At 52.7% G+C, this 12,255-nt stretch carries 15 protein-coding genes; 2 read left to right on the top strand and 13 right to left on the bottom strand.

The window, feature by feature from the left end; translation table 11 throughout:
- Both Q7J88_RS04105 and Q7J88_RS04100 read right to left on the bottom strand, forming a co-directional pair.
- On the bottom strand, positions 1 to 578 hold a 578-nt coding region (locus Q7J88_RS04105; protein ID WP_303720885.1), incomplete at its 3' end, for an ATP-binding cassette domain-containing protein.
- A gap of 80 nt (positions 579 to 658) precedes the next feature.
- Entirely contained in the window at positions 659 to 1,543 is an 885-nt protein-coding gene (locus Q7J88_RS04100; RefSeq protein WP_303720884.1) for a radical SAM protein, read from the bottom strand.
- A 448-nt stretch (positions 1,544 to 1,991) separates the two neighbouring features.
- Between Q7J88_RS04100 and Q7J88_RS04095 the strand changes: the two genes are divergently transcribed.
- A complete protein-coding gene (locus Q7J88_RS04095) occupies positions 1,992 to 2,189 on the top strand; it encodes a hypothetical protein (protein ID WP_303720883.1) in 198 nt (65 codons plus the stop codon).
- A 103-nt stretch (positions 2,190 to 2,292) separates the two neighbouring features.
- On the opposite strand, the gene Q7J88_RS04090 is transcribed toward Q7J88_RS04095, so the two are convergent.
- The 11 genes from Q7J88_RS04090 to Q7J88_RS04040 form a co-directional block, all read right to left on the bottom strand.
- Positions 2,293 to 2,676, bottom strand: coding sequence for a NifB/NifX family molybdenum-iron cluster-binding protein (locus Q7J88_RS04090; protein WP_303720882.1), 384 nt, complete (start codon positions 2,674 to 2,676; stop codon positions 2,293 to 2,295).
- Between the two features lie 12 nt (positions 2,677 to 2,688).
- On the bottom strand, positions 2,689 to 2,958 hold the full coding sequence (gene fdxB, locus Q7J88_RS04085) for a ferredoxin III, nif-specific (protein WP_303720881.1): 270 nt from the start codon (positions 2,956 to 2,958) through the stop codon (positions 2,689 to 2,691).
- An 88-nt stretch (positions 2,959 to 3,046) separates the two neighbouring features.
- Complete coding sequence (nifX, locus tag Q7J88_RS04080) at positions 3,047 to 3,409, bottom strand: nitrogen fixation protein NifX (protein ID WP_303720880.1); 363 nt, start codon at positions 3,407 to 3,409, stop codon at positions 3,047 to 3,049.
- 120 nt (positions 3,410 to 3,529) lie between these two features.
- A complete protein-coding gene (gene nifK / locus Q7J88_RS04075; RefSeq protein WP_303720879.1) occupies positions 3,530 to 4,999 on the bottom strand; it encodes a nitrogenase molybdenum-iron protein subunit beta in 1,470 nt (489 codons plus the stop codon).
- A gap of 134 nt (positions 5,000 to 5,133) precedes the next feature.
- Complete coding sequence (nifD, locus tag Q7J88_RS04070; RefSeq protein WP_303720878.1) at positions 5,134 to 6,585, bottom strand: nitrogenase molybdenum-iron protein alpha chain; 1,452 nt, start codon at positions 6,583 to 6,585, stop codon at positions 5,134 to 5,136.
- A gap of 162 nt (positions 6,586 to 6,747) precedes the next feature.
- Positions 6,748 to 7,629: a nitrogenase iron protein gene (nifH, locus tag Q7J88_RS04065; RefSeq protein ID WP_303720877.1), complete on the bottom strand. Its 882-nt coding sequence runs from the start codon at positions 7,627 to 7,629 to the stop codon at positions 6,748 to 6,750.
- A gap of 580 nt (positions 7,630 to 8,209) precedes the next feature.
- Positions 8,210 to 8,455 carry a hypothetical protein gene (locus tag Q7J88_RS04060; RefSeq protein WP_303720876.1) on the bottom strand — a complete coding sequence of 82 codons (246 nt, stop codon included), beginning with the start codon at positions 8,453 to 8,455 and terminating at the stop codon, positions 8,210 to 8,212.
- A gap of 54 nt (positions 8,456 to 8,509) precedes the next feature.
- Positions 8,510 to 8,818, bottom strand: a complete 309-nt coding sequence (locus Q7J88_RS04055) for a hypothetical protein (RefSeq protein ID WP_303720875.1) — start codon at positions 8,816 to 8,818, stop codon at positions 8,510 to 8,512.
- 129 nt (positions 8,819 to 8,947) lie between these two features.
- Positions 8,948 to 9,166 (bottom strand): hypothetical protein, encoded by a 219-nt coding sequence (locus Q7J88_RS04050; protein ID WP_303720874.1) that lies wholly within the window; start codon positions 9,164 to 9,166, stop codon positions 8,948 to 8,950.
- Positions 9,167 to 9,737: 571 nt separating this feature from the next.
- Positions 9,738 to 10,199: an SRPBCC family protein gene (locus Q7J88_RS04045; RefSeq protein WP_303720873.1), complete on the bottom strand. Its 462-nt coding sequence runs from the start codon at positions 10,197 to 10,199 to the stop codon at positions 9,738 to 9,740.
- 146 nt (positions 10,200 to 10,345) lie between these two features.
- Entirely contained in the window at positions 10,346 to 10,861 is a 516-nt protein-coding gene (locus tag Q7J88_RS04040; protein WP_303720872.1) for a CIA30 family protein, read from the bottom strand.
- A 276-nt stretch (positions 10,862 to 11,137) separates the two neighbouring features.
- Here Q7J88_RS04040 and Q7J88_RS04035 point away from each other — a divergent pair, with 276 nt between their 5' ends.
- A complete protein-coding gene (locus tag Q7J88_RS04035) occupies positions 11,138 to 12,166 on the top strand; it encodes a mechanosensitive ion channel family protein (RefSeq protein WP_303720871.1) in 1,029 nt (342 codons plus the stop codon).
- The last annotated feature ends 89 nt before the right edge of the window (positions 12,167 to 12,255 follow it).

Raw genomic sequence — 12,255 nt, 5'->3', positions numbered from 1 at the left:
AGCGAATGGGAAATGTAAAGATAGGGGATATCGAAGCGCCGCAGGGTTTTTCGTAAGTAGGGAATGATCTGTTCTTTCAGATTCTTGTCTAGAGCGCTCAACGGCTCATCGAGGATCAGCAAATCTGGACAGGCAAGCAGCGCCCGTCCCAAGGCGACCCGCTGCTTTTCACCGCCGGAGAGCTGACCGACATTCCGGTCTAGCAGTCGGCCGATATCAAGCGCCGCCGCGACTTCCTCAAGTTTCAGTTTACGCCGGTCTGCTGTTGTCCGCCGGAATCCGTACAGCAGGTTGCGCTGCACATTCAGATGGGGGAACAGGTGAGCATGCTGAAAAACCACAGCGATCCTGCGTTTTTCCGCACTCAGGTTGATCCTGCTGATACTGTCGAACAGGCAACGGTTGTTGAGATGGATACTTCCGGCATCGGCTGTCAATAGCCCGGCCAGCAGGTTGCCGAGGGTCGACTTGCCACTGCCGGAGGGACCGAAAATACCAATTCGCTCACCTTCCACTTGGAAACCGGCGGCAAAATTGAAGCGCCCGAAAGTTTTCATCAGCTCAACGTTGAGAATCATTTGTTACCTCTGCGTCTTTGCAGAAATCGATATACGGGGGCGCCAGAAACTGGCTCCCCCGCTAAAAAGTTGGCGCAGACTCAACTGGCCAGTCTTTTTCCTGCTTCCAGTGCTTCCAGATCGATATCTTGCCCGACCAAGCCAGCGGCATCGGCGCGACACTGCTTGCAGTGCCGGGCCTGCGACAGGATCAGCTCAGCCTGATTGCGCACCAACTCCATGGTTACCTCGGAAGGCGGCTCGATATCCTTAAACATACCGACCGGAATCACCGGCATAATGTTCATCATCTCCGCCCCCAGATCGCGCACCTTCACAGCCAGGTCAAGGGTTTCATGATCGTTAACGCCGGGGATATAGACATGATTGACCTTGACCAGCAGCCCGGCCTTGGCGGCCATCTGAACCCCCTTTAGTTGCTCCATCAGCAGAATCTCGGCTGCCTCTTCACCACGGATTTGGGTTCCGGCGAAGTTAATCCACTCATACACCTTGGCACCGGTCTCCGGGGTCAGGGCATTGATGGTGACGGTCAGGCTGTGGACATCAGCTGCGATAATTTCATCTAGCTTCTCCGGCAGCCGCAGCCCGTTAGTCGAAAGGCAGAGGGTCATCTCCGGGAAAGCCGCGCGAACCAGCTTGAAGGTCTCGAAAGTCTTCGGGTTGGCTAACGGATCGCCAGGGCCGGCAATGCCAACCACCTTCAGCTGCGGACCACCCTGCTTTTCCATATGCTGCTTGACCAGTTCGACCCGGCGCACCGCCTGCTCGGGAGTCAGCACCTTGCTGGTGACCCCGGGGCGGCTCTCGTTGGCACAATCAAACTTGCGCTCGCAGAAACCGCACTTGATATTGCACCCCGGAGCGACCGGCAGGTGAATACGTCCCGCTTTGCTGTGGTCACCGCCGAAGCAGGGGTGATCGGTCTCACGCTTCATCTTCATCATCGGGCATCCAGTTGCCATGGTTCGTCTCCTCAATCGCAAAAACGCTTCCGAATGAAACTTTTCGAAAGCGCCCTTGCTAACTGTTTTAAAATTGAGAGCCCCCACAGAACGCTTCAATGTTCGCGGGACCTCATTGCCTGTATATGGTGGGAGACATCATCGTATCCCGAAATAACATCAATTGTTGATTTCACAGTAGAGCATAGGCCATGCCAACTTTTGAAAAGCGCTAAATCAGGGGTTTTGCAGGAGGTCAAAAAACATTCTGCCTAAGCTTTGTGCAAAAAAAGAGCAAACTGATTACGGGATATCGGCAGGTTACAAACTCTCCGTATACTTGACCACCCACTACCTCCTGCAGAAAACAAATTCTCATGACAATACCCATATGTTACTGAATCAATAGAGAGATTTTTTCTAGCCCGAGGGATTAAAAACCTGGAGGAACAAAGGAGAACCGACATGGGTGGTTATAAAATCGGGAAAGACATCGACTAATTGCCCGCACGGGTTAGAACCCTTGAAGACCAGCAAAGACAAAGGTTGTCATGAGGGGGATGACCCGTTCGAGAACGATTACTGTAAGAAAAAAACCGGCCAATGGTGCAGCCTGGTGAAAAAGGAGACCAAGTGGATGTGCACCCTGGCGAGCGACAAGTGCTAAGCAGACAAAAAAAGGGGCTGGGATCGCCCCCTCTGAGCGAATCCAGCCCTTGCCATTGGCCATTGCATCTCTGGAATTTGGAAGGATTCCTAATTCACCTTACTCAAGAATGCTGACAGGTTCCGGCAGCACGCTTGCCGCCCTTGCAGTTCCCGCCACAAACTGAATCGTGCGCAAACTTTAAAGCATCGGCAATCGGCCCCTTGGTCACAACCGGGGTGATACCGACTTTCTGCAGTTCCTGTTTCGGCAGTTCACCAATCATCGCGGTGACCACCACCTTACACCCCTTCAGGGCTTCAGCAATACCGTCGAACTGCGAATGCCGAAAAGGGTTATCAGGATCATAGGTACAGTATTTTTCGACTGTGACCTCTTTTACCGGTTCAGGGTTGCCGCCACCGTAATCGTAAATCAGAAACCGTTCAGCGTGACCAAAATGCTGATCAACATCAGTTCCAGTTTTCGATGCGACTGCGATAAGCATACGCGTCTCCTGTTAAGCTTCCTTGGTGCTGAAGCTAAAGCACTTCTTCGGGCAGGCCACGCCACAACCGGCGCAACCGATACAGTTGTCCTGGTTGACGATGGTCATAACCATGCGCAAGGATTCGGACTCTTCGTCTTCCAGTTCCTCGGGACCGAGCACCTTGCGGGCGCAGGATTTAAAACAGCGGCCGCAGCCGATACATTTTTCGTCGTCGATGGCCTCGACGAAAGTCGGGGTCCAAGTCTCACCCCCGTAGGTAGTTCCGGTGATTAATGCCATTTGTAAATCTCCTGATAATTGTTTGTAGGGGCGAGACATGGCTCGCCAGTTTTTAGACGCGGGCGAGATATCTCTCGCCCCTACACTGCTAACTCTTCATCATCGCCTTGCGCATCCACGGCGGGGGATTCCCCTGCATCACTTCCTGCAATTTGGCGGCCACATCGGCGATCGGCTCACGCTCCTTGCTTTTTAGTGGATGGATCCGTTTCTGCACCAACCGGGCTGCCGCCGGGCCACCGATCTCGCCAACATAAACGATGGCACAGTCGGCCAGGACGTTGGCACGGGCTTCGATTTTGTCATCGACATCCCCTTCGTCCGCCTGAACCTGAATAACCCCGGAAAACTCGGCCACTTCAGGGCCAATTTCCCAGATGTAAAACTCTTCCGCATGGCCGAAATGTTCATCGACATGGATTTTATCGGTGCTGGCAAATGCGACTTTCATGCTTAATCCTTTATTCTTTTTCCCAGAGACAATTTCAAATCGACGGGTGCGAATCATCTTTTCACCCCCACCTGAGCCCTCCCCGCTAAGGGGGAGGGTGGTGTTTTTCAATGTTTAGTTTTAGCGCATTATCTCGAAGTGACGTTCATCACAAGTCTCATCGGTGATATCGAGGAACTTGTTGCAGATCTCGGTCAGCATGTTGATAGCGCCCTGGTATCCGATGATCGGGCGACGATGCAGATTGACGCGGTCAAAGATCGGGAAACCGAAACGGAACAGGGGGATACCAGCATCGCGGGCGAGGCCCTTACCGTGGGTATCACCGATGATGGCGTCGACCGGGTCGGTCATCAGCAGGCTGCGCAGATGCCACAGGTCGTGCTTGTGGTAGATCGTTGCCTTTGCACCGTACGGCGAGCTGTCGAGCAGCGCCTGAACTTCCTTGGCCACTTTCTTGGTGCCCTTGTTGATCAGGACATGGTAAGGAACAGCACCCATCTCCAACAGGAAGGAGATGTAACCCATCAGCTGATCCGGGTCGCCATAGACGGCGAATTTCTTGCCATGGATGTACTGGTGAGCGTCGGTCATGGCATCAACTGCGCGACCACGTTCGGCCTTGAGGCTCTCCGGAACTTCGTGACCGGTCAGCTCAGCGATCTTCATCAGGAATGCGTCGGTGTTGGCGATACCGAGCGGCATCGGCATCGACTCATTCGTTCCTGCGTAATTGTCCTCGACCCACTTGAAGGTCTTGGCCGAAGAGCGGGGACCTACGGTGATGGTCGCCTTGCCGTTGATCGAGTCGGCAGCGTCTTCCAGCGGGGTGCCGCCGGGGTAGGTGCGGTATTCACCGTCGAGCGGCGAATCAAATACATCGGAGATGTCGCCGAGGATCAGTCCTTCGATGCCGAACTCGGAGAAAATCCGCTTGTACTCGCGGAAGTTACCGGTGTTGGCGTCGAAACCAGGAATCAGGTTGAGTTTGCCGGTACAGCGGCCTTCGACCTTCTTCCCATCAGTCAGGGTCTGCAGAATCGACAGCAGCATGGCATCGTAGCCGTGAATGTGCGAGCCGTTGAAGCTCGGGGTGTTGGCGTACGGAACCGGCATCTCCTCGGGAACGAGCCCAGCGTTACGGGCGTTCTTGATGAATGAGGTCAGGTCATCACCAATAATCTCCGGCATGCAGGAGGTGAAAACCGAGACCATCTTCGGCTTGTACAGAGCGATACAGTTTTCCAAACCTTCGTGCAGGTTGTTCTGCCCACCGAACACGGCACCGTCTTCGGTCATCGAGTCGGAAACTGCAGGTGCCGGCTCACGGAAGTGGCGGTTCAGGGTCGAACGATAGTACGAAGCGCAGCCTTGGGAACCGTGTACGAACGGCAGCGAGCCTTCGAAAGCGTGAGCAACAAGCTCGGCACCCAGCGGTTGGCAGGTGTGCGGCGGCATGACCACCAGCGCTTCACGCTTGAAGTTGAGTTCTTTGTATTCTTCGGTATTAATCCACTCCGCGACCCGTTTTTTCTCGGACTCCGGGGTCTCGGTGACCGGCTTGACGGCAAGTCCTAAATTGTTAGCCATTATCTATCTCCTCTGCGCGGGGACTCATCCGTCTCCCGTCGCAAAAATTCGTCTGTCTCGTAGGAGCGAACCGACATGTTCGCCCACTTATCACTTTTTACCGAGGGTGGACACACTGGTCCGCCCCTACGGGATTAAAACGGGCTCTTGACCAGGTTCCAGGTCGGGCTGTTGATCGCCATGTCGATGTCGCGGGCGAAAATCGGGAAGCCCTTGTAGCCATGGTAGGGACCGGAGTAGTCCCAGCTGTGCATCTGACGGAACGGCACACCCATCTTCTGGAACATGTATTTCTCTTTGATACCGGAGCCAACCAGGTCGGGTTTCATCTCTTCGGCGAACTTCTCCAGTTCGATCTCTGAGGCGTCATCGAAGACCACCGTCGCTTCAGGCATCTCCGGAGCGGTACGGTCGTAGTCGTCCGAGTGGGCGAACTCGTAACCGGAACCGACGCAGCTCATGCCGAGGTCCTCATAGGCACCGATGGTGTGGCGAGGACGCAGACCGCCGACATAGAGCATGACCTTCTTGCCATCAAGGCGCGGCTTGTACTCTTCGATGATCGCCTGCATCTGCGGGTCGTACTTGGCGATCACCGCCTCGACCTTCTCCTTGATGGTGTCGTCGAACAGCTCGGCGAGCTTGCGCAGGCTGGTCTTGATCTTGGACGGGCCGAAGAAGTTGAGTTCGATCCAAGGAATCCCGTACTTCTCTTCCATGACCTTGCACATGTAGTTCATGGAACGGTAGCAGTGAATGACGTTCAGCTTGACCTGGTGGGTCGCAGCGATCTTCTCCAGTTCACCGTCACCGGTCCAGACCGCCTTGACGTTGAAACCGCACTCTTCCAGCAACGGCTTGGTCGACCAGGCGTCGCCACCGATGTTGTACTCACCGATCAGGGCGATGTCGTACGGACCGATCGGCTCTTCAAACTCGCGGGTCTCGATGATGTAATCGCGGATCGTATCGTTGGAGATATGGTGTCCCAGCGACTGGGAAACCCCACGGAAACCCTCACAGTTACAGGGGATAACCGGGGTATCGAGATCCTGGGCGACCCGCTTGGCGACGGCGTTGATATCGTCACCGATCAGACCGACCGGGCATTCGGAAAGGACCGAGAAACCCTTGGCCAGCGGGAACAGTTCCTTGGCCTCATGAATCAGCTTCTCCAGCTTCTTGTCGCCACCGTAAACAACGTCGCGTTCCTGGAAGTCGGAAGTGAACTGCATTGCGAACTGGTCGACGCCAAGCTGACCAGTCACCAGGTTACGGCGGGTACCCCAGGAGTACCAACCGCAACCGACCGGGCCATGGGAGATATGCACCATGTCGCGGATCGGGCCCCAGACCACCCCTTTAGCACCGGCGTAGGCGCAACCACGGGCCGACATGACACCGGGAACGGTCTTCTTGTTCGAGTTGACGCAAGCCTTGCCGGAGAGCTGGTCGTTGGGAGCCAGGTGCGGCGCACGCTTCTTTTTTCCTTTTTCAGGATAAAGTGCGAGGACATCATCGATTATCGACTGGGTCGACTCTTTAGTGACACCCTCGACTGTTTTGAGTTCTACTTTTTCAGCCATTATTAACTCCTTAAATTGCCGGGTTATGCCTTGCTGGTTCAAGAGCAAGGGATTTTTCGCCTTGACGATGCGCACGGGAACTGTGGGTAGCGGCGCAGCAACCCTGCGCCGCTCAACCAAACCAGCCGTGGCCTTTCGTCAGGACAGAAAAGTGCCGCTTAATTAAGCGTTTTCGGCCTTACCAACGTTCTCTTCGTCATCCACTTCCATGATGCCGAATTCCATCAGCAGTTCTTCCAGCTCATCCATCTCCAGCGGGGTCGGAACAACGAACATCTTGTTGTCGTTAATCTTCTGAGCCAGGGTCCGATACTCGTCAGCCTGCTTGTGCTCCGGGGAGTACTCGATAACGGTCATCCGGCGCAGTTCGGCGCGCTGAACCTGGTTGTCACGCGGAACGAAGTGGATCATCTGGGTGCCGAGCTTGGCTGCCAGGGCTTCAATCAGATCGGCTTCGCGGTCGGTGTTACGGCTGTTACAGATCAGACCGGCAAGGCGGACGTTACCGCTGGTGGAGTACTTGAGGATACCTTTGGAGATGTTGTTGGCAGCGTACATAGCCATCATCTCACCGGAAACAACGATGTAGATCTCTTCAGCTTTGTTCTCACGAATCGGCATTGCGAAACCACCGCAAACAACGTCGCCGAGAACGTCGTAGAAGACAAAGTCGAGGTCGTCAGTGTAAGCGCCTTCCTCTTCCAAAAAGTTGATAGCGGTGATAACACCACGGCCGGCACAACCGACACCCGGCTCAGGACCACCGGACTCAACACATTTGACATCGCCGTAACCGTACTTCAACACATCATCCAACTCCAGGTCCTCAACGGTGCCAAGCTCACGAACCTTGTCCATAACGGTCTCTTGAGCTTTTGCATGGAGGATCAGACGGGTGGAGTCAGCTTTCGGGTCGCAACCGACGATCATGACCTTCTTGCCCAGGGAAGCCAGACCAGCGACAGTGTTCTGGGTGGTGGTGGACTTACCGATGCCGCCTTTACCGTAGATTGCAATTTGACGCATTTTTTTTGACTTTTCCATGATTCTCTTCCTCTCTTTTCGTGTGTTTAGTGTTTGCGGAAAAATCGGCTGTTACTCTCCGAGGCGGCATCCTCATTGATGTGTCTGGGGCGATCTACCGATTCAACCAAATTTTGAAACTAAAAAACCCTACTTCGCTTGTATGTCATTCGAAGTAGGGCTCCATTGCCCGAAGCAGCTCCACCGTGGCGCCGCATTCGAATTCGTCTGTTGTCGTAAACAAAAACCCAAAAGAGAATCCAATTAATGATCGATTCTTTTGGGCTTCATTGCCGTAATTGAAAAGCAGGTCACTACGTCGTGATTTGCTTTCGTGTTACGGCATCCCCTCATAGCAGGGGCTATGCCAACATCAAAAAAAAAACTTCAAGACCTTGTTTTGAATATGTTTTTTAACTTCATTAATAAAAACAAACGACCCTGGAGAAGCATTTTGATGTGAGATATTCTTTTCCGCATGCACACAAAATGTGCACAAAAAATAGCCGACTGCTTGACTTAAACGCAGTAAGTATCCGACTAAAAAGGTCGGGCTTTGCAGCATATTGATAAAAAAACGGGGCCGGAATGCCCCATCATTTTACTTCAGAATTTTTTCCTTTTTCATCGCCTGCAAAGCTGCAGGAATCAGCCCAAATCTAGACGCCAACGCAATCTGACCAGGATCTTTATTCTGCAGCGTTTTCACTTTGTCGTACAAACCTAGCCAAAGAGCCAGGGCAATCGGTTCGCTCGGCTTGTTTGGTGCAGTTTTTTCCGCAGCACCAACAGCCTGCCCTTCCGCTAATCTGCCTGCGGTTGTTTGGTTACCTGCTGATAAAAACACGCTGCTTCTTTATTGGGAGCGATCAAATCAAACGCATACATGGCCCGTTTATAATCACCCTGCTCGAAACTTCTTTCGCTGAAGCGTAGGTAACACCAGCATGGTAAAAGCTTCTGCAAGCAAATCTTCATAGGCGGGCCCAACACCATCCCCTTTGCCGCTGCTGATTTCGCCGAAGATGCTCGAGCAAGGTTTTCCGGTAGTCGGTACGGTTTGCTCCTGTTGATAAAAATAACCCGCTGCAGGTTGCTTCGCCCAGACAATTCCTGCACCCGGCAGCACCAGAATATACAGGGTCATTATTTGAGCAAGGACGGAAAATTCCGCTGAATAATTTTGCTCAGTCTTTCCTCTCACCATCATACAGTACCTTCAACACTGGGCTCTATTGACTGATCAGCGCAACACCATCTGCCTCTTCGACGATCTTGAATACATTGCTTAATTCTGCAGCAGCCTGCCCTTTATCCAGCACCTGCGGCTAAGGATGATTCAGGCGGCAAGATGGACTTTGTCGCCTTGATGATAGCTGACCTCAACATAATGGTTATTCTTGGGCAGCACGAACAAGGCGACATTTCCTGAGCTACGGCAGCCAAAGTGCACCAACTTTTGTGCCGAAGCAGGGAATTTGTGCTTCTGTTGGTAATATCCCTCCAAGACATTACGGCAGACATGAGCATCTTCAGCGAAAATCTCGTTGTAGCTCAAATTTTCACCGGAAAAGATTCAGACAAAGATGAGCAGATAGAGCAGAATTGCAAACACCGGCAAACCAATTGAAAGGTAGAACTGCTTTTTCTCCGGCGCGGGAGCCCTTTTCGCAAACTCCTCATCGTTCAAAATCGAACTGGGAACAGATTCAATCAGCGCAATCAGCCTAGGGATTCCAGGCCAAAGAAAAGAGCATAAAGACCGGTTGGCAGACGTTTATCCAGATAGATTTTATGACCACCAGCGCTACCGGGCAATAATGTGATCAACAAATATGGCAGCCGTTGCACTTTACCCATTTCAGCAAGCGACTCTTGATCGAGCCCGGCGGCAACCTCAGCATTCTCCCAATCTCTAACTTCTGTACCAGCCGTAGGGCCAGAAGGGCCGGGAGGGCAATCTTCAACTGCAAGACCTTCGGACTCCGGTAATTTCTTCCTCCGACCTTGTCGAATCTATTCTTTTGGTTTCTTACGGCAATTGCTCATCCAAATCAAAACTCCTTTTGGACGAATAATGTTGCCTGAAACCGTTTCAGTTATAAGTGACTTAAACTTAAACCCAATATTTACTTCTTTGTACCAAACCGTGCCTTCAACATTTCGGCTCGATAGGCAAAAATGTCTGTCAACATTTGTTTCACCCAGATCTTGTGCACCAAACGACCGACCAAACCGAACGGCAACTGGTAGGTGACCCGGTCTGTCATGCGAGTCTGCGCTGCGCCAACCGGCTCGACCCAATGCTGATGATACCAGTAACGATAAGGCCCCAGCCGCTGTTCATCAACGAAGGACTCACCCTCCCGGATGTGCTTGATTTCGGTCAGCCAACGACGAGTGCCGAACAGCGGGATACGGATTGCATAAAGAATAAGCAAACCGTTATACATGGTTTCCGGCAGATCGGAGAGAATCTGAAAGTGCAGGTCGGGAGGAGTCAGCTCGTTGAGGTTGGCCGGCGTAGCCATGAACTCCCACACCTGCTCTTTCGTTGCATTGAGGATAATTTCCCGTTCGAGGCAGTACATATGAACTTCTCTTCAATCAAAGGATCTGGGTAATTATAGCGATAAAAATGGAAAGAAAGGTGCTAAACGGAAAATGGCAGGAACACTACTACCGAAAGACACTACAAAGCGGAGGGAAGGTTAACGGGCACGGACTCCCACAACCGTTACATCAAGCGTTTGTCATTTACATCGATGTGCAGAATCTCGAGACGAAAAGAGCCAGATTCCTGGCTCGAAACCACCAGACCGACGCTGCGGATCTCCGACGGATCGAGAGGGGGAGCAGTGGCCAGAACCCGATCCTGGTAGGTCGGGACAAAGGTATCCCAACGGAAACGGATCGTCTGCTCAACCTCTTTTCGGGTCTGGAAAGCGACCCGGTAGGCAATTCCCTCAAAGTCGGTCGCGCAGCGCAAAGAGAGTTTGTAACGGCGCGCATCGCCCTTTACTTTGATAGCGATCCCGGGATAGCGGCTGAGATCAAACAGGTTGGTGGCCGAACGGATCGACGCATAACCGCCGGCGCGGTCACAACAAATTGTTCCGGAAAACACGATGCTCCCAGTCTCGCCCTCCGACAGGGAGCTGTGCGAGTTCCCCCCAACAACAACATCGTCAACACTGTGCCATTGTTTAAGCTCATTTAAGAGCGACAAATCGTGTAGAACCCTGTTGCCCATTTGCCTCTGTAGCCTTTCCATAAATTTCGGAAAACAACGTCACGCGAAGACACTATTTAAAGTTTTCTGTCTGTTTTTTTCAATGAATTAATCCATCCCCCATGCAATTACTTTTGCGTTGCCCCCCCGGTAGAGGTAGCAAACCCTGCAAAACTTTCCGCATGGTCAGATCGTCCTCGATTAAATGACCGCCTCGGTTGGGATATTGCCGTTCCCGCTTGCAAAGAATGCAGTATTTGCTAAGCAGTAATAGATAAGCAACCAGAGGAGGAGGAAATGTGGCAAATCGCAATCGTGGGTGGCGCATTCTTGATTGGCTTTCTGCTCGACAGGCTAGTTTCAAGAGCCTTGAAAAAAATCATCTACCGTCAGGAAAATCTCGATAAATTCAAAATCCGCCAACGCTACCGCGTGCCGTTGATTTTACTGTTGCCCACGTTGGCAATTTTTGTCGCCCTGCCGGCCTTCGATATTCCGAGCGAACTCTTTCCCATCGCCAAACGGCTGTTGTCGATCAGCTTCATCATACTTTTCACTTGGCTGGCCACCTCTTTCACCCTGACCGGAAGGGATTTCATCCTGACCCGCTACGACACCACCGTCAGCGATAATCTAAAAGCTCGGGCAATCCACACCCAACTGAACATCCTGGTCAAAATCTTCCTGATCATCATCGGTGTGGTGGCGAGCGCCTCAATCATCATGATGTTCGACAACATCCGGCAACTCGGCACCAGCCTGATCGCCTCGGCCGGAGTGGTGGGAATCATCATCGGCTTTGCCGCGCAAAGGTCGATCGCGACTTTGCTGGCCGGCCTGCAGATCGCAATGACCCAGCCGGTCAGGATCGATGATGTAGTGATTGTAGAAGGGGAGTGGGGACGGATTGAAGAGATCACCCTGACCTATATCGTCGTCCGGATCTGGGATTTAAGACGCCTGGTGGTTCCGACCAGCTATTTTCTGGAGAAGCCGTTCCAGAACTGGACCCGAATTTCTGCCGATCTGCTCCCTACGGTCACCCTTCACGCAGATTACAGCCTCCCAGTCGCAGCGGTCCGCGAACAACTGCAGGAGATTCTGCAGGAAAGTCCCTACTGGGATGGGCAACTCTGCAAGCTGCATGTCACCGATGCGACCAAGCAGACGGTCGAATTACGTGCCCTGATGAGCGCTAAGAATTCCTCGGCAGCTTGGGAACTCCGGTGCGAGGTGCGGGAAAAACTGCTCGACTTCCTGCAGCAGCAGTATCCTCAGCACCTCCCCAAAATTCGCGCCGAGCTTATCCCGGAAGGCTCCCCATAACGAGCTTCCAGTTCCCGTTTTATTGAGAATTTTAGGGAAGTGGATGACAGCGCGCCAGAATCTACTGCCTGCATTTCTCAAAAGCGCAA

It is taken from the genome of Malonomonas rubra, assembly GCF_003247215.1.
GTDB lineage: Bacteria > Desulfobacterota > Desulfuromonadia > Desulfuromonadales > Geopsychrobacteraceae > Malonomonas > Malonomonas rubra_A.
Note: the sequence above shows the minus strand (reverse complement) of the source record. Positions and strands in the feature narration are given on the sequence as shown.

Bases quoted from the DNA above. Each gene is read 5' to 3' on its own strand.
- Q7J88_RS04100 (WP_303720884.1), bottom strand. From the start codon at position 1,543: ATGGCAACTGGATGCCCGATGATGAAGATGAAGCGTGAGACCGATCAC.
- nifK (WP_303720879.1), bottom strand. From the start codon at position 4,999: ATGGCTAACAATTTAGGACTTGCCGTCAAGCCGGTCACCGAGACCCCG.
- nifD (WP_303720878.1), bottom strand. From the start codon at position 6,585: ATGGCTGAAAAAGTAGAACTCAAAACAGTCGAGGGTGTCACTAAAGAG.
- nifX (WP_303720880.1), bottom strand. From the start codon at position 3,409: ATGAAAGTCGCATTTGCCAGCACCGATAAAATCCATGTCGATGAACAT.
- fdxB (WP_303720881.1), bottom strand. From the start codon at position 2,958: ATGGCATTAATCACCGGAACTACCTACGGGGGTGAGACTTGGACCCCG.
- Q7J88_RS04040 (WP_303720872.1), bottom strand. From the start codon at position 10,861: ATGGGCAACAGGGTTCTACACGATTTGTCGCTCTTAAATGAGCTTAAA.
- Q7J88_RS04090 (WP_303720882.1), bottom strand. From the start codon at position 2,676: ATGCTTATCGCAGTCGCATCGAAAACTGGAACTGATGTTGATCAGCAT.
- Q7J88_RS04035 (WP_303720871.1), top strand. From the start codon at position 11,138: ATGTGGCAAATCGCAATCGTGGGTGGCGCATTCTTGATTGGCTTTCTG.
- Q7J88_RS04045 (WP_303720873.1), bottom strand. From the start codon at position 10,199: ATGTACTGCCTCGAACGGGAAATTATCCTCAATGCAACGAAAGAGCAG.
- nifH (WP_303720877.1), bottom strand. From the start codon at position 7,629: ATGGAAAAGTCAAAAAAAATGCGTCAAATTGCAATCTACGGTAAAGGC.
- Q7J88_RS04055 (WP_303720875.1), bottom strand. From the start codon at position 8,818: ATGATGGTGAGAGGAAAGACTGAGCAAAATTATTCAGCGGAATTTTCC.